The 16,997-nt window shown below is 74.8% G+C and carries 16 protein-coding genes, 2 tRNA genes and 1 riboswitch; of the genes, 13 read left to right on the top strand and 5 right to left on the bottom strand.

What is annotated here, in order from left to right; genetic code table 11:
• The first annotated feature begins 36 nt into the window (after nucleotides 1-36).
• The 5 genes from lhgO (at nucleotide 37) to ACZ3YO_RS35820 (ending at nucleotide 5,435) form a co-directional block, all read left to right on the top strand.
• Entirely contained in the window at nucleotides 37-1,272 is a 1,236-nt protein-coding gene (gene lhgO / locus ACZ3YO_RS35840) for an L-2-hydroxyglutarate oxidase (RefSeq protein WP_465577916.1), read from the top strand.
• 79 nt (nucleotides 1,273-1,351) lie between these two features.
• The gene (trmB, locus tag ACZ3YO_RS35835) at nucleotides 1,352-2,182 is read left to right on the top strand and encodes a tRNA (guanosine(46)-N7)-methyltransferase TrmB (protein ID WP_465546941.1); all 831 of its coding nucleotides are present in this window, start codon (nucleotides 1,352-1,354) and stop codon (nucleotides 2,180-2,182) included.
• Nucleotides 2,183-2,308: 126 nt separating this feature from the next.
• Nucleotides 2,309-3,607 (top strand): PrsW family intramembrane metalloprotease, encoded by a 1,299-nt coding sequence (locus tag ACZ3YO_RS35830; protein WP_465577914.1) that lies wholly within the window; start codon nucleotides 2,309-2,311, stop codon nucleotides 3,605-3,607.
• Between the two features lie 50 nt (nucleotides 3,608-3,657).
• Nucleotides 3,658-3,731 (top strand) — tRNA-Met (locus ACZ3YO_RS35825).
• A gap of 546 nt (nucleotides 3,732-4,277) precedes the next feature.
• Nucleotides 4,278-5,435, top strand: coding sequence for a hypothetical protein (locus ACZ3YO_RS35820; RefSeq protein WP_465577912.1), 1,158 nt, complete (start codon nucleotides 4,278-4,280; stop codon nucleotides 5,433-5,435).
• A 45-nt stretch (nucleotides 5,436-5,480) separates the two neighbouring features.
• On the opposite strand, the gene ACZ3YO_RS35815 is transcribed toward ACZ3YO_RS35820, so the two are convergent.
• From ACZ3YO_RS35815 to ACZ3YO_RS35805, 3 genes are all read right to left on the bottom strand, one after another.
• A complete protein-coding gene (locus ACZ3YO_RS35815; RefSeq protein ID WP_465577910.1) occupies nucleotides 5,481-6,236 on the bottom strand; it encodes a hypothetical protein in 756 nt (251 codons plus the stop codon).
• Nucleotides 6,237-6,329: 93 nt separating this feature from the next.
• Nucleotides 6,330-7,043: a sensor domain-containing protein gene (locus ACZ3YO_RS35810; RefSeq protein WP_465577908.1), complete on the bottom strand. Its 714-nt coding sequence runs from the start codon at nucleotides 7,041-7,043 to the stop codon at nucleotides 6,330-6,332.
• Between the two features lie 135 nt (nucleotides 7,044-7,178).
• Nucleotides 7,179-7,754 carry a GNAT family N-acetyltransferase gene (locus ACZ3YO_RS35805; protein ID WP_465577906.1) on the bottom strand — a complete coding sequence of 192 codons (576 nt, stop codon included), beginning with the start codon at nucleotides 7,752-7,754 and terminating at the stop codon, nucleotides 7,179-7,181.
• Nucleotides 7,755-7,796: 42 nt separating this feature from the next.
• On the opposite strand from ACZ3YO_RS35805, the gene ACZ3YO_RS35800 reads away from it, so the two are divergent.
• The gene (locus ACZ3YO_RS35800) at nucleotides 7,797-8,669 is read left to right on the top strand and encodes a hypothetical protein (protein WP_465577904.1); all 873 of its coding nucleotides are present in this window, start codon (nucleotides 7,797-7,799) and stop codon (nucleotides 8,667-8,669) included.
• A 115-nt stretch (nucleotides 8,670-8,784) separates the two neighbouring features.
• Here ACZ3YO_RS35800 and ACZ3YO_RS35795 read toward each other — a convergent pair whose 3' ends face one another.
• The gene (locus ACZ3YO_RS35795; protein WP_465577902.1) at nucleotides 8,785-9,645 is read right to left on the bottom strand and encodes a M23 family metallopeptidase; all 861 of its coding nucleotides are present in this window, start codon (nucleotides 9,643-9,645) and stop codon (nucleotides 8,785-8,787) included.
• A gap of 12 nt (nucleotides 9,646-9,657) precedes the next feature.
• A riboswitch (cyclic di-AMP (ydaO/yuaA leader) is annotated at nucleotides 9,658-9,816 on the bottom strand.
• Nucleotides 9,817-10,061: 245 nt separating this feature from the next.
• Between ACZ3YO_RS35795 and ACZ3YO_RS35790 the strand changes: the two genes are divergently transcribed.
• The 3 genes from ACZ3YO_RS35790 (at nucleotide 10,062) to ACZ3YO_RS35780 (ending at nucleotide 12,051) form a co-directional block, all read left to right on the top strand.
• Nucleotides 10,062-10,352, top strand: a complete 291-nt coding sequence (locus ACZ3YO_RS35790) for a YiaA/YiaB family inner membrane protein (RefSeq protein WP_465577900.1) — start codon at nucleotides 10,062-10,064, stop codon at nucleotides 10,350-10,352.
• Nucleotides 10,353-10,479: 127 nt separating this feature from the next.
• Complete coding sequence (locus tag ACZ3YO_RS35785; protein ID WP_465577898.1) at nucleotides 10,480-11,310, top strand: alpha/beta fold hydrolase; 831 nt, start codon at nucleotides 10,480-10,482, stop codon at nucleotides 11,308-11,310.
• Nucleotides 11,311-11,481: 171 nt separating this feature from the next.
• Nucleotides 11,482-12,051, top strand: a complete 570-nt coding sequence (locus tag ACZ3YO_RS35780) for a TetR/AcrR family transcriptional regulator (RefSeq protein WP_465577896.1) — start codon at nucleotides 11,482-11,484, stop codon at nucleotides 12,049-12,051.
• Between the two features lie 74 nt (nucleotides 12,052-12,125).
• Here ACZ3YO_RS35780 and ACZ3YO_RS35775 read toward each other — a convergent pair.
• Nucleotides 12,126-12,202, bottom strand: a tRNA-Ile gene (locus tag ACZ3YO_RS35775).
• Nucleotides 12,203-12,387: 185 nt separating this feature from the next.
• On the opposite strand from ACZ3YO_RS35775, the gene ACZ3YO_RS35770 reads away from it, so the two are divergent.
• The 4 genes from ACZ3YO_RS35770 to ACZ3YO_RS35755 all read left to right on the top strand — a co-directional run bounded on the left by ACZ3YO_RS35770 (nucleotide 12,388) and on the right by ACZ3YO_RS35755 (nucleotide 16,994).
• Nucleotides 12,388-14,736 carry a SpoIIE family protein phosphatase gene (locus tag ACZ3YO_RS35770; RefSeq protein WP_465577894.1) on the top strand — a complete coding sequence of 783 codons (2,349 nt, stop codon included), beginning with the start codon at nucleotides 12,388-12,390 and terminating at the stop codon, nucleotides 14,734-14,736.
• A gap of 172 nt (nucleotides 14,737-14,908) precedes the next feature.
• Nucleotides 14,909-16,240: a sensor histidine kinase gene (locus ACZ3YO_RS35765; RefSeq protein ID WP_465577934.1), complete on the top strand. Its 1,332-nt coding sequence runs from the start codon at nucleotides 14,909-14,911 to the stop codon at nucleotides 16,238-16,240.
• Entirely contained in the window at nucleotides 16,237-16,650 is a 414-nt protein-coding gene (locus ACZ3YO_RS35760) for a roadblock/LC7 domain-containing protein (RefSeq protein WP_396325521.1), read from the top strand. The genes ACZ3YO_RS35765 and ACZ3YO_RS35760 overlap by 4 nt, the downstream gene beginning before the upstream one ends.
• Entirely contained in the window at nucleotides 16,647-16,994 is a 348-nt protein-coding gene (locus tag ACZ3YO_RS35755; RefSeq protein ID WP_465577891.1) for a DUF742 domain-containing protein, read from the top strand. Before ACZ3YO_RS35760 ends, ACZ3YO_RS35755 begins: the two co-directional genes overlap by 4 nt.
• Nucleotides 16,995-16,997 lie beyond the last annotated feature (3 nt).

The following is a 16,997-nucleotide window of genomic DNA, read 5'->3' as shown; positions in this document are numbered from 1 at the left end:
CGGCGGGCGGGGGCCGGGTCGAGCGAGGAGCGAGCGGTGGCGTACGACGTCGACGTGCTGGTGGTGGGCGGGGGGATCGTCGGGCTCTCCACGGCGTACGCGCTGACCCTGGAGCGGCCCGGGCTGCGGCTGGCGGTACTGGAGAAGGAGACCGCTTTCGCGGCGCACCAGACCGGCCGCAACAGCGGGGTCATCCACAGCGGCGTCTACTACCGGCCGGGCTCGCTCAAGGCCCGCTACGCCGTCGCGGGTGCCGCCGAGATGGTCGGGTTCTGCCGTACCCACGACATCCCGCACGAGGTCACCGGCAAGCTGATCGTCGCCACCGACCCGGCCGAGCTGCCGAGGCTGCGGGCGCTGGCCGAGCGCGGCCGGGAGAACGGCATCCCGGTCACCGAGCTGGACCGCGCCGGCATCGCCGGGTACGAGCCGGAGGTCACCGGCATCGCCGGACTGCACATCGGCACCACCGGTATCTGCGACTTCCCCGCCGTGGCCGGCACCTACGCCCGGCTGGCCCGCGAGGCCGGGGCGGAGCTGCGGACCGGCACCGAGCTGCGGGCGGTCGCCCGCCGGGCCGACGGGGTGACGGTGCAGACCTCCGCCGGAGAGCTGCGCTGCCAGGTGCTGGTGAACTGCGCGGGCCTGCACAGCGACCGGATCGCCCGGCTGGCCGGCGACGACCCCGGCATGCGGATCGTGCCGTTCCGCGGCGAGTACTACGAGCTCGCCAAGGACCGCCGGGAGCTGGTGCGCGGCCTGGTCTACCCGGTGCCCGACCCGGCGTTCCCCTTCCTCGGCGTGCACCTGACCCGCGGCATCCACGGCGACGTGCACGTCGGCCCGAACGCGGTGCCCGCGCTGGCCCGCGAGGGCTACGACTGGCGCACCGTCCGCCCGCGCGACCTGGCCGGCACGCTGGCCTTCCCCGGCACCTGGCACATCGCCCGCCGGCACTGGCGGTACGAGCTCGGCGAGCTGCACCGCTCGCTCTCCAAGCGGGCGTTCACCGCCGCCGTCCGACGGCTGCTGCCGGCCGTCACCTCCGAGGACCTCGTACCGGCCGGCGCCGGAGTGCGGGCCCAGGCGGTGACCCGGGACGGCGCGCTGCTGGACGACTTCGCCTTCGCCGGCTTCGACCCGGACGACCCGCGCTCCACCCGCCGCCTGGTGCACGTGCTGAACGCGCCCTCCCCGGCGGCCACCGCCTCCCTCCCGATCGGCCGCGAGGTGGCCCGCCGGGCGCTGGCCGCGCTGGAGGCCGGCGGGTGAGCCGGTACGACGGCCCCCGCGTCACGTGCGTCACAGGCCCTGCGGCCCGTACCCGGCGGCCCCGTAGACTCGGTTGATTGTGACTGCCACCGCCCCGATCCCCCAGCAATCGCCGTCCGCCCGGCTCTCCGCCGCGCCGGCCGGCTACCCCGCGCCGATGTACCCGCACCGGGCCACCGAGGCCCAGCACAGCGAGCGGCGCATCCGCAGCTTCCAGCCGCGCCGGGGCCGGATGACCAACGCCCAGGCGGGCGCGCTGGACCGGGGCTGGGAGAAGTACGGCATCGCGATCGACGGCAGCCCGCTCGACCTGCGCGAGCTCTTCGGCGGCCTCCCGGTCACCCTGGAGATCGGCTTCGGCATGGGCGAGACCACCGCCGCGATGGCCGCCGCCGACCCGGCCAGGGGCATCCTCGCCGCCGACGTCCACACCCCCGGCCACGGCAACCTGCTCGGCATGCTGGAGCGTGACGGCTCGCAGAACGTGCGGCTCGCCGCCGGCGACGCCGTGATCCTGCTCCGCGACATGCTCCCGGACGCCTCGCTGGCCGGCCTGCGGGTGTACTTCGCCGACCCGTGGCCCAAGCCGAAGCACCACAAGCGCCGGCTGGTCCAGCCGTCCTTCCTGGAGCTGGTCCTGCCCCGGCTGGCCCCCGGCGCCCTGGTGCACTGCGCCACCGACTGGGAGCCGTACGCCGAGCAGATGCTGGAGGTGCTCTCCGCCTCCCCCGAGCTGGAGAACCTGCACCCCGAGGGTGACGGCACCGGCTGGCTGGAGCCCGCGGACCACCCGGACGGCAGCATCCCCGGCTATGCGCCGCGGCCGGACTGGCGGCCGGTCACCAAGTTCGAACGGGCCGGCATCGCCAAGGGCCACGTGGTGCACGACCTGCTGTTCCGCCGCCGCTGACCCGCCGCCGGGCGTTCGACCCGGCGGCCCCGCGGTGCCCGTGGAACGCGGTCCGGCCCGGTCCGGACGGGGGGATTCGTCCCGAGTCCTCCCGTGGGGCCGGTGCCTTGGCCTACCCTGTGCCGGGTGAGCAGCCCGTCCGGCGGCGGGTTCCGGACCACCGTCCAGGCCGCCGACGACCGAGAGATGCCCACGCGCACCGCCGGCACCCGCACCATCCCGGGGCCCCGGATGCGCCGGGCCCACCGCACCGTGCCCCGGCTGCCCGTCCCCGTCCCCGTGGCGGCGTCGGCCACGCCGTCCCGGCTGCCGCGCCCCACCCGCTCGGTCGCTCTCTCCTCGGTCACCGCGACCGCCGTCCTCACCCTGGCCGGCTGCGGCGTCCTCATCCTGCACCTGGTCCGCCGCCAGACCGGGACCACCGGGCTGCTGGTCGGCCTCGGCCTCGCGATGGTCCCGCTGCCCTTCGTGCTCGGCGGCCTCGCCTGGCTCAACCAGACCGCCCGGGTGCCGCTGCGGCACACCGTGTTCTGCCTCGGCTGGGGCGCCTTCGCGGCGACCACCGCCGCCATCCTCGCCAACGGCTGGACCAGCACCTACCTGACCGCCCACCAGGGCAGCCTCGGCGAGATGCTGGGCGCCGACCTGGTCACCCCGGTGATCGAGGAGAGTGCCAAGGGCGCCGCGCTGCTGGTCCTGCTGCTCCCGCTCGGACAGCGGCTCCGATGCCGCGGCCACCGCACCGACCGCCCCTGCGCGACCGTCCTGCGCCCGCTCCCCGGCCCCCGGCCGCCCCGGCCGTACGGCCGTCGGCCCGCCCTCCCGCACGCCCGCGGACGACTGCGCCCCTACCTGCGCCCGCTGCCGTACCTGCGCCCCTACCCGCTGACCCACGACCGCCCGCGCGCCCGCGCACGGCCACGGACGCTGGCCGCCGGGGTGGTCCTCGGCGGGATCACCGCCTGCGGTTTCGCCTTCACCGAGAACGCGCTCTACCTGGGGCGCGCCTTCACCGACGACCAGCAGCAGCGGCTGGACAGCATCGGCCTCGGCGCCTCGCCCAGCCTGCGGGACTTCGACAGCACCGTGCAGACCTTCGTGCTGCGCGGCCTGCTCTCCCCGTTCGCCCACCCGCTGTTCACCGCGCTCACCGGACTGGGCCTGGCCGTCACCCTCACCACCGGCCGCCGCTGGCTGGCCCGGCTGGCCGCGCCCGCCGGGCTGCTGCTCGCGATGGCCCTGCACGGCACCTGGAACGCCGCCGCCGACCTCGGCACCCACGGCTTCCTGCTGGTCTACGCGGTGCTGATGGTGCCCTGCTTCGCCGCACTGATCTGCTTCGCCGCCTGGGCCCGGGCCCGCACCGCACGCCGTTCCGCACGCCGTTCCGCACGCCGGGCGAAGGGCCCGGAGCGGGGCCGCTGAGGAAGCGATTTCCCATCCGCGCGGCTTCCCCGTATTGTTGTGTTCACCGACGCGGGGTGGAGCAGCTCGGTAGCTCGCTGGGCTCATAACCCAGAGGTCGCAGGTTCAAATCCTGTCCCCGCTACTCAGTAGCAGGAAGGCCCGGAGGACTCGTCCTCCGGGCCTTTCGCATGTCCGCCCTCTGACGCCCGGGGGGGCGCCCACCGGCCTGGGCCTCCCGCTGCCCCGGGGTCTTCCACTGCCCGAGGCCCTCCACCGTCCGGTCCGGGGGGCGTCCACTGCCCGAGGCCCTCCACTGCCCAGAGGCTCTCCGCGAATAATCCGTTGCCCTCCCTCGGGGGAGCTGCCTACAGTGGCGGCACACTGAAAGGAGGTGATCCTGGTTGAGTACCGTCAGGATGCGTGAGGTGGCTGCTCGCTAGAGCCGCCCCTGCCTGCGTAGGGCGAGGTCCTAGGCCTCCGGCAGGCGAAATCCCAAGCAGTCACCCGGCCCGTGGGCTCACCGGTACATCCCCGGTGCCTCGGCGCCAGGCCCCTCGCAGGGCCGGCGCGGAGGAGCAGCCCACGGGCTGTCTGCGTTTCCGGGGCCGGTCCGAGGCGTTTCGGCCGCCCGGGTCCGGCGCTAGAGTCGGCCCGGATTCCGTAGCGGGACGGGTACAGGGGGTACGCGATGGCGAGGACGACCCGGCGGGCCGGGGGCGGGGCGGCCGGACGCGCGGCACAGCGGGGGGCGGCCGGGGTGCTGCCCGGGGTGGGGTTGCTCGGGCTGCTGCTGTTCTCGCTCGGCCGCGAGCACGTCTGGCAGGCGTTGGGCGGCGGCCTGGTGGTGGCCGGGGCGTCGGTGGTGCTGGGCGGCGCGCTGGGGTTCCTGTTCGGGGTGCCGCGGGTGCGCGGCGGTGCCGGCGGCCCCGGCGGTGAGCCGCACGGCTCGTACGTACCGAACACCAATCTGGAGCAGGTCTCGGACTGGCTGACCAAGGTCCTGCTGGGCGTCGGGCTGACCCAGCTCGGTTCGCTCGGCGAGCGGCTGCACCAGCTCGGTACGGCGCTGGCTCCCGCGCTGGGCGGCGACGAGGGCGCGGTGCCGTTCTCGGCCGCGCTGGTCCTCTACTTCCTGGTGTCCGGTTTCCTGGCCGGGTGGCTGGTGACCCGGCTGACGCTGCCGCAGGTGCTCTCCGACGCGGACCAGGCGCTGGACCTCTTCCTGGCCGGACAGGACCGCGACCGCCGGGGCGACAAGGTGGGCGCGGACGACCTGCGGGTGCGGGCGATGCGGCACCTGGGCCTGCTCGGCGGCAGCGCCGACCGTGCCGAGGAGCCGGCCCGCCGGCTGCCGCCGGGCACGGCGGCCGGTCCGGCGACCGTGGTGGCCGAGGTCCGGTCGACGGCGCGCCGCTCGGCGCTCACTTCGGAACAGGTGCGCGAGCTGTTCGCGGACGGCTCCGAGGGACGGCGGATCCAGGCGCTGGCGCTGATGCAGGGCGATCCGTCACTGGCCGACCTGCCCAGCGTGCTGGAGGCGATCGAGCACCCGCGCTCGGGCTTCGAGCAGTACAACGCGCTGCTGGCCGCCCGCGGCATGCTCGCCCGGCTGCCGGCCACCGAGGTGGGGCGGCTGCGCGAGGCGGTGTCCGGGCAGCTGGTGGCACCGGACGGCATCCCGTACGGCTCGGACCGGAGCTGGCTGGCGGAGAAGATACTGTCCCGGCTGGAGGCGACGGCGGTCATCCCGCAGCAGGCCGGCCCGGCCGACGGGGCACAGCCGGCCGACGGGCCGCAGCCGGCCGAACCGGCCGGCGCTCCGCAGCCCGCCGAATCGCCGCAGTGACCGCACGGGCGTGGCCGGGCGGTTCCCGCCCGGCGCACGGAATGGTCAGCCACGCCCTATGACGCCGGCCCGGCGGCGGTGGTCGGCGGCCCGGAGGACGAGCACACGCCCCGGGCGGCCCGCGCCGCCGGCCGGGAGACGGCGGACCTCGCTGGCGATCCGGCGCTCGCCCAGGGCGTGCCGCAGCCCGTCGAGGTGGGGGCAGCGGCGGCCGGCGCCGTCGCACAGGGGGTGGACCCGGACCTCGCCGTCGGGGGCGGTCACCCGGACCAGCTCGGTCAGCGCGGCCACCTGCCGCCCGGGGCCGAACAGCTCGGGGTAGGCGAAGATCAGGTACCCGCTGAGGGTGAGCGCGAAGGTGCCGTCGGCGAACGGCAGCCTGGGCAGCGCGGCGGCCACGTACTGCTGCGGGTGGGCGGCGGTGTCGGCGGTGAACAGCCGGCGGGCCCGGTCCCAGCTGCGCAGGTAGCGGTCGTACGGGTGGAAGTACGGCGCGGGGTAGAGGTCCGGGCGGGCGTCCAGCGCGGCGGCCATCGACGCCCGGGCGGCCATCGCGCGGGCCTCGATCTCGGGGACGGGCCGGGCGTACGCCGGGTCGGTGGCGATCACGTGGCAGCCGAGTTCGCGCGCCTCGGCGGCCAGGCCCGCCGCGCCGCCGGGGCAGTCGAGCAGCGGCCCGGGGAGGGCGGCGAGCTGGGCGCGGGTCAGGCCGAAGAGGCCGCAGTACTCGTCCAGCGGGCGTGAGGTGACGAGGACTCCGGCCGCCGGGCCGGCGTCGCGAGGGGTGGTGCGGGCGGTCACCCGGCCATGCGAACACGGGCCGGCCCCGCCCGCATCCGGAGCGTCCGGGCGCGGGCGGGGCCGGTACGGGGCAGCGGGCCGAGGAGCCGGGGCTCAGCGGCCGAGCAGACCGCGGACGGCGAGGCGGTTGACGTTGGTCAGGCCGCGCACCAGCTGCGGGGTGAGGAAGACGAAGAACAGCCCGATCAGCGAGACCCCGGCGATCTGCAGTGGCGACTGGACGTAGTAGACGTGCTCGACCCCGTGGCTGTCCCAGAAGTCGAAGAGCCGGTAGCCGGGCCACTCGGTGTAGGTCGGGAAGACCCAGTGGTAGACCGGGTAGAGCGCGAGCGTCCAGCCGATCAACAGGAAGATCAGCGACACCGCGAAGCTCAGCAGGGCCCACGGGAGCATCACCACCTGGTACAGCACGGCCTTCCAGCCGGCCGCGTCCGCCAGCCGCGCGGTGATCGAGCCCCACGCCCCGGGGCGAACCGCCCGCACCGGCGCCGGTCCGGGCACGTCCAGCGCCAGCATCGAGCGTGTCCGGGCCCGCTCCAGCCGGCCGAAGCCGCGCGCGCCGCTGGTCAGCCCGGCCAGGACCGGGATGCCGAGGACGGTGAGGAAGGTGCCGAGGCCGAAGCAGAACAGGCTGACGCCGAAGGTGAACCCGACGAGGGCGACGGGCAGGCCGCTGAGGGCGAAGCCCAGCTCCCGGTAGAAGTAGGAGGAGAACGGCGCCCGCCAGGCGTACGGCGGCTCCTGGGTACGGCGGACGCCCTCGTGCCAGTCGTACTCGCTGCGCTGCATGCTCTCGCTGGTGCTCATGGCCTGGGCCTCGGTCCTCGGGTCTGCGGCGGTGCCGGTCGGGCTGATGGCTCAACCCTGTCAAAGTGCGGGCCGGGCGGACATCCGGCTCCCCGCCGGAGCGGGGTGGGGTTAACCCCCGCTCCGCTCTCGTGCTCAGCGCTGCGGGCGCGGCGGCCACTCGTCGGCGAGCAGAGAGTACTGGAAGGAGTCGTGCCAGGCGCCGCGCAGGTACACGTGGTGGCGCAGCCGGCCCTCCGGCTGGAAGCCGGCCCGGGTGAGCACCCGGATGGAGGCGGCATTGGCCACGTCCACCCGGGCGACCAGCCGGTGCAGGCCCAGCGGCCCGAACGCGAAATCGCAGAGCAGCCGGGTGATCTCGCCCGCGTAACCGTTGCCCCAGGCGTCCGGGCGCAGCGCGTAGCCGAGGTGGGCGGAGCGGTGGCTGCCGAGGGTGAGGGCGGCGTTGCCGATCGGGGTGGCGTCGGCCGGGTCGGCCGCGTCGGCGTGCCGGGTGACGGCGAGCCGGTAGACCGTCCGCTCGTCCTGAAGCGCCTCCTCCAGGTACTGCTCGATCTGGTCGGCGCAGTCCTCGCGGTCGTGCGGCTCGAAGGGCAGGTAGCGGGTGGCCTCCGGGTCGCCGAAGATCGCGTGCAGCGCGTCGGTGTCGCCCGGCGTGTGGTGGAACTCGCGGATGGCCAGGCGGGGGCCGGTGAGTCGGACGGGGACCATGTCAGCCGACCCTACCCGGGCTTTCCGGTTACCGTACGTGACATGGAAGAAGAAGACCTGCGGCTCGCCCCGCGCACCAAGGCCGCCGACCTGCTCGCCTGGGCGGAGGCCGAGGGCCGCGCGCCGGTGGCCGAATCCCCGCTGCGGGCGGTGCTGGCGCTGCTGGAGCTGGGCGAGAGCAGGATGCACGACGGCTGGCCGGAGCTGACCTCGGACGCCGTGGAACAGCTGCTGTACGAGCGGCTCCACCTGTACGTCCAGCCCGCGCCGGAGCAGGACCCTCTGGCGTACGGCGAGGCGGTGCGGCTGCTGATCGATCACCAGCGGGCGACGAAGCGGCTCAACGCCAAGCGGCAGGAGCGGCTGCACGCGGAGGCCGAGTGGCAGGGCGAGGTGGCGGCCGGGCTGCTGCGCCGGGCCGACCTGGTGACCTGGCCCCGGCTGTACGCGGTGCTGCTGTGCGCGCACGACGTGGACGTCGCCGACGAGGCGGCGGTGCGGGAGTGGCTGGCGGCGTTCCGGGAGCTGCCGGAGGAGGACCGGCGGGCCGCGTTCGAGGCGCTGGCGGCGGCCGGGTGGCTGGACGAGCTGGACGAGGACGGCTGGGGCGCGGCCCGGGTGCTCTCGGTCGGGATGGCCACGGACGGTGCCCGGCTACTGCTGGAGCAGGGCCTGATGCGGCGCAGCTACCGCAATCTGGCGGAGCTGACGGCGTTGGGGCGCCCGATGCCGGACGAGCTGGCCGGGGACTTCGGGGCGTTCGAGGAGGCGGCGGCCGAGGCGGCGCTGGACCTGATCGGCGAGTGGACGGTGCCGGGGCTTCCGCGGCTGCTGGTGGCGGAGTTCCCGGACCTCGCGCCGGAGCCGGGCCAGGAGGAGATCGACGCCTACCTGGCGCAGCTGCCGGCGGAGTGAGACGCGAAAGGGCGCCCCGGGCCGGGGCGCCCTTTCCTCGCGGTGCGTCAGACGGTGCGGCGTCTCAGACGGTGCGGCGTCTCAGGCGGTGCGGTGCCTCAGGGGATGCGATGCCTCAGGGGGTGATGCCGCGCTGCTCGAACCAGGTCTCCGGGTCGACCGGGGCGCCGCCGCCGGGGCGCACCTCCAGGTGCAGGTGCGGGCCGGTGACGTTTCCGGTGGCGCCGACCTTGCCGAGCTGCTGGCCGGGGACGACCTTGCCGGAGCCCTTGATGATCGAGGAGAGGTGGCAGTACCAGATCTCGGTGCCGTCGGGCAGCGTCTCGACGATCCGGTAGCCGTAGGAGCCGGCCCAGCCGGCCGAGGTGATGGTGCCCTGGCCGACCGCGTAGACGGGGGTGCCGGTGTCCGCGGCGAAGTCCAGGCCGGTGTGCAGGTGGGCCCAGTACGAGGCGCTCTGGCCGTAGTGGGCGGAGAGGTTGTAGTCGCGCACCGGCAGGTTGATGGCGGCGAGCTTGGCCTTCTCGGCCTCCTCGGCGGCCCGCTTGGCCTCCTGCTGCTGCGCGGCACGCTTGGCCTCGGCCTCCTTGGCGGCCTCGAGCCGGGCGGTCTCCTCGGCGGCGGTGCGCTGGCTGTCGGCCTGCTGCTGGATCCGGGCGGCGAGCGCGAGGCCGGGGTCGGCGGCGAGGGTGACCGGGGTCTCGTCGGGGGCCTCGACGGCGGGCGCGGCGGCCGGGGTCGCGGAGGCGAAGCCGGTGGCGCCCAGGGTGGCGGCGACGGCGGTGACGCCGAGCAGTGGCGCGGTCCCGCGGGTCTGACGCGGCATCCGGTGCCGGTTGGCCTCGGCGGTCTGCGGGGCGGCCTCGTCGGAGGGCCCGCCGTACTCGCCGGGGTGGGCGGGCGGCCACGGGTGGTCGAGCAGCTGGGTGCCGGCGGGGGAGCCGGGCAGGTGTGCCGGAGAGTGCGTCGACGCCACGGAGGCGCGCTCCTTTCCTTCCTTCGCGCCTACCGGGTTAGCTGACGGGTTCGGAGCAGGAAGGTCTCCTACGGCTGGGCCTGGGCCCGGCCGATTCACCCCAAGGAACGTGGTTCCCCGGCTCCCTGACCTGCCCGGAGGCCGGTCGGTGGGATTAGGCGACGGCGCACGGTGCCGTCTGGGTACGGCGTTGCGGACCGCGCTGCGTTATCAAACGTTAATCCTAGGAGCCCCTGATTCCAAGCCATCCGTTCGGGGCAGCAGGACACGGTCCGGACACTACGTGACCTGATGGGTGTTTTGGGGGGTTTGACGACAACTGACACTACCGAACGTGATTGGACGTCAACGAACGACCCCCCATCTGAGTACTTCTACTCATGTGCGGCCCGGTCGGACGCGGCCATCCTGGCGCCATGAACGCACCGATGCAGTCACGCACCACGGCCGCGTACTACGTCCAGGCCGTGCTCTCCTTCGCACTCTCCGGCACCACCCTCGCGGTCGGGATCGCCTACCTCCCGGTGGGCGGCTGGACCCGGGCCTTCCTCGGGATCGGCCTGCTCTACACCGTCACCTCCTCGTTCACCCTGGCCAAGGTGATCCGCGACAAGCAGGAGACCAACGAGATCGTCACCCGGGTGGACCAGGCCCGGCTGGAGAAGCTGCTGGCCGAGCACGACCCGTTCAAGGTGGAGGGGGTCTGACGCCCCGCGGCCGCCCGCCCCTCGGGCAAAGCCCCGTCGGCCACTTGACGGCTAAGGCTATTAGCCTTAGCTTTATGGCTATCGGCACACCAGCCGATGACAGTCCCGGCGGACCGAGGAGGCCCCCATGTCCGGCACCACCGCCCCCACCACCCAGTACCTCGACGTTCCCGGCGGCCGGCTCGCCTACGACGACACCGAGCAGGGCGACGGCGCCCCCGTCGTCCTGCTCCCCGGGATGCTCGACAGCCGGGCCGCCTACCGCCACCTGCGCCCGCTGCTGGTCGCCGCCGGCCACCGGGTGATCACGATGGACCTGCGCGGCTTCGGCGAGTCTTCGATCGCCTGGGGGGACTACTCGCCGGCCGCGATCGCCACCGACGTCCTCGCCCTGCTCGACCACCTCGGCATCGAGCGCGCCGTCCTCGCCGGCAACTCGTACACCGGCGCCACCGTGGTCAAGGCCGCCGGGGACGCGCCCGAGCGGGTCGCCGGGATCGTGCTGCTGGACGCCTTCGTCGAGAACCTGCCGCCGAACGCCCTGCAGCGCGCGACGTTCGCCGTGATGGGCACGCTGCTGGTGCACTCCCCCGCGGTCTGGGGGCTCTACCACCGGAAGATGGCCTACCCCACCGCCAAGCCGGCCGACTTCGACGCGTACGTCGACGGGCTGGTCGCCGCGATGCGGACGCCCGGCCGCAAGACCGCCATCCGCGGGCAGGTCCACGGGGACTCCGCGCCCGTCGGCTGGACCGCCGCCGTGAAGTGCCCGGCGCTGGTCGTCATGGGCGGCAAGGACCCCGACTTCCCTGAGCCGGAGCTGGTCGCCGACCGGCAGGCCGCCGCCCTGCGCGCCCGCAAGGTGATGATCGAGGACGCCGGCCACTACCCGATGGCCGACCACCCGCAGGCCACCGCCGACGCGCTGCTGCCGTTCCTCGCCGAGCTGGCCGCCTGAGCCGCACCTGCCTGAGCTGTACCGGCCCGAGCCGTACCCCGCCCGAGCCGTACCTGCCCTGAGCTGTACCCGCCCGAGCCGCGCAGGCCCCACCCGCAGCCGACGTCCAGCAGCCGCAGCCCGGGCCGGACCTCCCGACGCCCGGAACCCGAACCACGGAGAACCGTCCCCATGCCCCGAGTAGGACTCACCCCCGAGCAGGTCGTCGGCCACGCCCTCGCCCTCATCGACGAGCAGGGCCCGGAGGCCCTCACCCTCGCCGCCGTCGCCGCGCGGGCCGGCGTGGCCACGCCCTCGCTGTACAAGCACGTCAGCGGCGGCCTGGCCGAACTGCGGCGGCTGATCGCCGTCCGGGTCACCGAGGAGCTGGCCGACCGGCTCGCCGAGGCCGCCCTCGGCCGCGGCGGGGACGACGCCGTCGCCGCCGTCCTGCGCGCCTACCACGCGTACGCCGCCGAGCACCCGCACCGCTACAACGCGCTCCCGCAGGCCCCTCAGCCGGACGACGACCTCACCCGGGCGGCCACGCGACTGGTCGGCGTGATCATCGCGGTGCTGCGCGAGTACGGGCTATCCGGGTCGGAGGCCATCCACGCCGCCCGCGCCGTCCGCTCGGTGGCCCACGGCTTCGCCTCGCTCTCCATCGGCGGCGCGTTCCAGCTCGCCGAGGACCTCGGCGAGACCCAGGACCGCCTGATCGCCGTACTCACCCACGGCCTCCGCGACTGGCCCGGGGCCTGAGCCGCCGCGCACCCGCGAGGGGGCGGCTGGGACGCCGAAGGGCCCGGAGCGTGATCGCTCCGGGCCCTTCGTGGTGGTGGGCCTAACAGGACTTGAACCTGTGGCCTCTTCCTTATCAGGGAAGCGCTCTAACCGTCTGAGCTATAGGCCCTCGCCGATCGCAGATCCTACTCGACCCGGGCCCGGTGCCGCACATCCGTCCCGGCCGGTCCCGCGCCCCGGTCCCGGCGGGGCCCACCGCCCGAGTCACCATTCACCGGCATAAGAAATAAGGTGTTAAGAATTGAGTGGCCGATAGGGACCACCCGAGAAGGCAACGGAAAGGCCGGGGATCCCATGGACCTGACCTCGCCGTGGCTTCCCCCGTCCGAGGACGAGAGCCGGACGCCGCGCAGCAGCCCCACCGCGCGCAGCGCCATGCGCTGCGTCCGCTTACTGCTCGGCTGCACCAGCGCCGCCGAACTCCTCGGCACGGTGCTCGCCGAGGGCCCGGGCTGGATCACCGGCGAGGGTTCCGCGCTCTACCTGCTGGACTCCGCCGGCATGCTCCGGCTCACCGCCTCCCACGGCCTGCCCGAGTGGGCACACGAGCGGTACAACGTGGTCGACCCGGCGAGCGACCTGCCCGCCGCGATGGCGCTCAGGCTGCGCCGGCCCTATCTGCTCAGCCCCGAGCGCACCAGCGTCGACTACCCCAACCGCAACGCCGGCATGGGCACCGGCATGGTCGCCATCATCACCCTGCCGATGATCGTCGACGGGGAGCCGATCGGCGTGCTGGGCCTGGCGCTGGCCCACCGGGGCACCGTCCCCCGCCGCGACCTGGACGTCCTGGAGACGCTCGGCGACGCCTGCGCCCACCGGCTCTCCCACCTGCTCGACCACGTGAACGCCGAGACCGGCGTGGAGCGGGGGGCCCGCCCGGGACCCGTGCCCGGAGCGGTACCCGTACCCGGGGCCGGAGCCGTGCCCGGGGCCGGAACGCCGCAGGCGCCCGGCGGGGAGGGCACCGGCCGGGCCGACGGGCTGGCCCACCCGCTGCTCTCGCTGGCCGTCCGCTCCGCCGGGCACGGCGCCTTCGAACGCGACCTGGTCACCGGCGAGACCTACTGGGACGCCCAGGCCTACCGGGTCGCGGGCCAGCCGCCGCCGGACGGGGGCGGCCCGGCGCCCGCCCCCGACCCGGAGCGGATCGTCCACCCGGAGGACCTGCCGGACTTCCAGGCCGCCCTCGCCGAGGCCCTCGCCACCGGCGGCCCGTACCGGATCACCTACCGGGTGCTGCGCCGGGGCGGCGGGGTGGTCCGGATCGAGGAGACCGGCGAGGTGATGCTGGACGTGCACCGGCGGCCGGTCCGGATCGCCGGCCTGGTCGCCGACCGGGACCGCGCCCGCTCCCCCGAGGAACGCCCGGCCGCCGGCGAGCAGGGCGGCGCCCCCACGGCCGGAACCCGCTCGGCGCTGCTGCTGGCGCTCACCCGGGCACTCTCCCGCGCGATCACCGTCCGGGACGTCACCACCGCGGTCACCGACATCGCCCGCCCGGCCTTGGGCGCCGCCAGCATCGTGCTCGACCTGGTGGAGGAGGGCCGGCTGCTGCCCGTCTCCCACACCGTCTACGGCGGGCCCCGCCGCACCGAGCTGACCCGGCTGGCCGACCTCTCCGAGGGCGTCATGCAGCACGCGCTGGCCCGCTCCACCCCGCTGTTCAGCGAACCGGGCCGGACGGGGCGCGCCCCGGCGGGCAGCGGTGGGCCGCTGACCCCGCCCGCCTGGGCGGTGCTGCCGCTGGTCGCCTCGGGGCGGCAGGTCGGCTCCTGCCTGATCACCTTCGCGACCGAGCGGGTCTTCGGACGCGAGGACCGCACCTTCTACTCCGCGTTCGCCGGCATCCTGGCGCAGTCCCTGGAACGCGCCCGCCTCTACGACACCCACCACCACCGGGCCACCGAGCTCCAGCGCGCCATGCTGCCGCGCACCCTGCCCCGGCTCCCCGGGATCGCCAGCGCCGCCCGCTACCTGCCGAGCACCGAGGGCATGCAGATCGGCGGTGACTGGTACGACCTGCTCCGGCTGCCGGACGGCGGGATCGGCCTGGTGATCGGCGATGTCCAGGGCCACAACGCCGAGGCCACCGCCGTGATGGGGCAGTTGCGCAGCGCCCTGCGGGCGTACGCGACCGACGGGCACGATCCGGCGGCGACGCTGGCCCGGACGAGCCGGCTGCTCTCCGGCCTGGACACCGACCTCTTCGCCACCTGCCTCTACCTCACCCTCGACCCGGCCGACGGCACCCTGCGGGCGGCCCGCGCCGGGCACCCGGCCCCGGTCCGGATCACCGACGACGCCAAGGCCGTGGAGCTGGACCTGCCCGGCGGCCCCCCGCTGGGCGTCGACCCGGAGGCCGTCTACCACCTGACGGTCGACCACCTGGCAGCCGGCGAGACGCTGCTCGTCTACACGGACGGGCTGGTCGAGGACCGCGAGGAGGACTACGACGAGTCGGTGCAGCGGATGCTCGGCGGGCTGGAGCTCTGGGCCCGGCAGACCGGCCCGGTGCGGATCGGTCCGGCGCCGGCCCTGGAGCGGCTGGCCGACCTGCTCACCCTCAACGTCACCGAGCGGCGCTCCCGGCCGGACGACGTGGCGCTGCTCCTGTTGCACCGGATGTCAGCAGGGCAGTAGACACCCCGCCCCGGAGGTGAGCGGTCGACAACGCCCGCCGCCCCAAGGGCCGATCGGGGACGAAGGACGTCGGATTGACGCCGTAATGACGGGATATTGATGAGATCCGGTCACTTGGCGAGATCCGTTCACACCTTCGTAGGATCATCACCCTAGAATTCGCCGCGTGACGATGACTCAGTGGTGCGCAACGGCAACCGGCGTTCTCGCCGTCCTCGCCCTCGTGGTCGCCGCCCGCTACCGCGCGGTCTCCGCCACCCTGCGCCGCCGCCACAACCGCCAGCAGCACGAGCTCACCCGCCTGCGGGAGGAGCTCAACGCCGAACTGGCCCGGCGAGGCGGCGAACTGGCCGCCGTCCAGCAGGAACAGGAACTCAACGCCTCCACCCAGCGCGCCTTCCTCAGCGTGGCCCGCCGGATCCTCGTCATGGCGCACGACCAGCAGGCCCTGCTGGACGAGATGGAACGCACCCACGACGACCCGGCACTGCTGGAGGGCCTGCTCAAGGCGGACCACGCCGCCGCCCAGCAGGCCCGCCTCGCCCAGACCCTGGCCGTCCTCTGCGGCGCCCGGGCCGGGCGGCACTGGCCCGAGCCGGTCTCGCTGGAGGACGTGGTCCGCGGCGCCCAGTCGCGCATCCTGCCCTTCCAGCGGGTGGTCGTCCGCAGCCGGATCGACACCGCCGTGGTCGGCGCCGCCGCCGAGGCACTGATCCACGCCGTGGCCGAACTGCTGGACAACGCCACCCGCTACTCGCCGCCCAGCACGCAGGTGTTCGTCACCCTGATGCCGGTCCACAACGGCGCCGTCATCGAGATCGACGACGGCGGCGTCGGCATGCCCGAGGAGGCCGTCGCCAAGGCGGCCTCCGCCCTGGCCGGCGGCTCCGCGCTGGAGGTCTCCCGCCTCGGCGAGGTACCGCAGCTCGGCCTCGCGGCGGTCGGCAGGCTCGCCGATCAGTACGGATTCCGGGTCACCCTCAGCTCCGCGCCCTCACCGTACGGCGGCGTGCGGGTCGTGCTGCTGCTGCCGAACGCCCTGCTCACCGAGCCCCTCCCACCGACCGTCCCGGGCCTCGGCCCCGGCGACGCGGCGTTCGCCCTCGGCCCGCGCCACCCCGCACCCCCCCTGCATCCGGCCGCACCCACGGCCGCCCCCCAGGGAGCCGGCCGGCCCCCGGAGCCGGGACACCCCCCGGGCCCCGGACACCCTCTGGTGGACACCCCGCCGACCGACCGATCCCCCTCGGCCGGCCACGACGCCCCACCGCCGCTGCCCCGCCGGAGCCACCGGCGCGACCGCGCCAACCGCCACGGCGCGCCGGCAGCTCCCCCGCCGGCGCCCGCCCCGCCGTACCGCTCGGCGCAGGACGCCCAGGCGTTCATGGCGATGTTCCAGGCCGGGACGGCCAGCGGCCGCTCGGCCGCCCGGGCCGACGCCCGGCCCGATCCCTCCCTTCCCGCTTCCCCCCAGCTCCCCCCCCAGCTTCGGAGAGTTCCATGACCACCACCCCTGATCTCGGCTGGCTGCTCGCCGACATCGTCTCCGTCCCCGAGGTCCGGCACGCCGTCGTGGTGTCCAACGACGGGCTGGAGATCGGCCGCAGCGAGGGCATCCTCCGCGAGGACGCCGAACGGCTCGCCGCCGCCTGCTCGGGCCTGCAGTCGCTGGCCCGCGGCGTCGCCCAGGGCTTCGGCGGCCACGGCAGCGCCACCCGCCAGATCATCATCGAGTACGGCGGCGGCTACCTCTTCATCGTCGCCGCGGGGGCCGGCGCCCACCTGGCCGTGGTGACCGGCGAGGCCGTCGACGCCGGCCTGGTCGCCTACCAGATGCAGGTCCTGGTCGAGCGGATCGGCAGCCACCTCACCAGCCCGCCGCGGGTCGACCACGCGGCGGGGGGCCAGCGGTGAGCGGGCCGGTACGGCCCTATGTGATCACCGGAGGCCGCAGCCGGCCCACCCGGGCCGCGCTCGCTGTCGAAAGCCTCGTCAGTGCCTTAGCCGACCGCCCCGACCTGCCCGAGGACGTGCTGCTCAACCGCGAGCACCACCGGATCCTGGACCTCTGCCGCAGCCTGCTGTCGATCGCCGAGGTGGCGGCCCACCTGGGGCTGCCGCTCGGCATCGTCAAGGTGCTGGTCGGCGACCTCTGGGACCTCGGCGCCGTGCAGGTGCTCCCGCCCGTCCCGCAGGCCGAACGCCTGCCCGCAACCCTCCTGGAAGAGGTGCTCGTTGGCCTCCGCCAACTCCGCTGAAGC

The sequence above is a fragment of the Kitasatospora sp. NPDC022785 genome (genome assembly GCF_055561295.1).
Note: the sequence above shows the minus strand (reverse complement) of the source record. Positions and strands in the feature narration are given on the sequence as shown.

Excerpts from the sequence above, each read along its gene's own strand:
- ACZ3YO_RS35760 (WP_396325521.1), top strand. The coding sequence starts at position 16,237 with ATGACCACCACCCCTGATCTCGGCTGGCTGCTCGCCGACATCGTCTCC.
- ACZ3YO_RS35805 (WP_465577906.1), bottom strand. The coding sequence starts at position 7,754 with ATGGTCCCCGTCCGACTCACCGGCCCCCGCCTGGCCATCCGCGAGTTC.
- ACZ3YO_RS35780 (WP_465577896.1), top strand. The coding sequence starts at position 11,482 with ATGCCCCGAGTAGGACTCACCCCCGAGCAGGTCGTCGGCCACGCCCTC.
- ACZ3YO_RS35765 (WP_465577934.1), top strand. The coding sequence starts at position 14,909 with ATGACTCAGTGGTGCGCAACGGCAACCGGCGTTCTCGCCGTCCTCGCC.
- ACZ3YO_RS35790 (WP_465577900.1), top strand. The coding sequence starts at position 10,062 with ATGAACGCACCGATGCAGTCACGCACCACGGCCGCGTACTACGTCCAG.
- ACZ3YO_RS35800 (WP_465577904.1), top strand. The coding sequence starts at position 7,797 with ATGGAAGAAGAAGACCTGCGGCTCGCCCCGCGCACCAAGGCCGCCGAC.
- ACZ3YO_RS35785 (WP_465577898.1), top strand. The coding sequence starts at position 10,480 with ATGTCCGGCACCACCGCCCCCACCACCCAGTACCTCGACGTTCCCGGC.
- ACZ3YO_RS35820 (WP_465577912.1), top strand. The coding sequence starts at position 4,278 with ATGGCGAGGACGACCCGGCGGGCCGGGGGCGGGGCGGCCGGACGCGCG.
- ACZ3YO_RS35770 (WP_465577894.1), top strand. The coding sequence starts at position 12,388 with ATGGACCTGACCTCGCCGTGGCTTCCCCCGTCCGAGGACGAGAGCCGG.
- ACZ3YO_RS35810 (WP_465577908.1), bottom strand. The coding sequence starts at position 7,043 with ATGAGCACCAGCGAGAGCATGCAGCGCAGCGAGTACGACTGGCACGAG.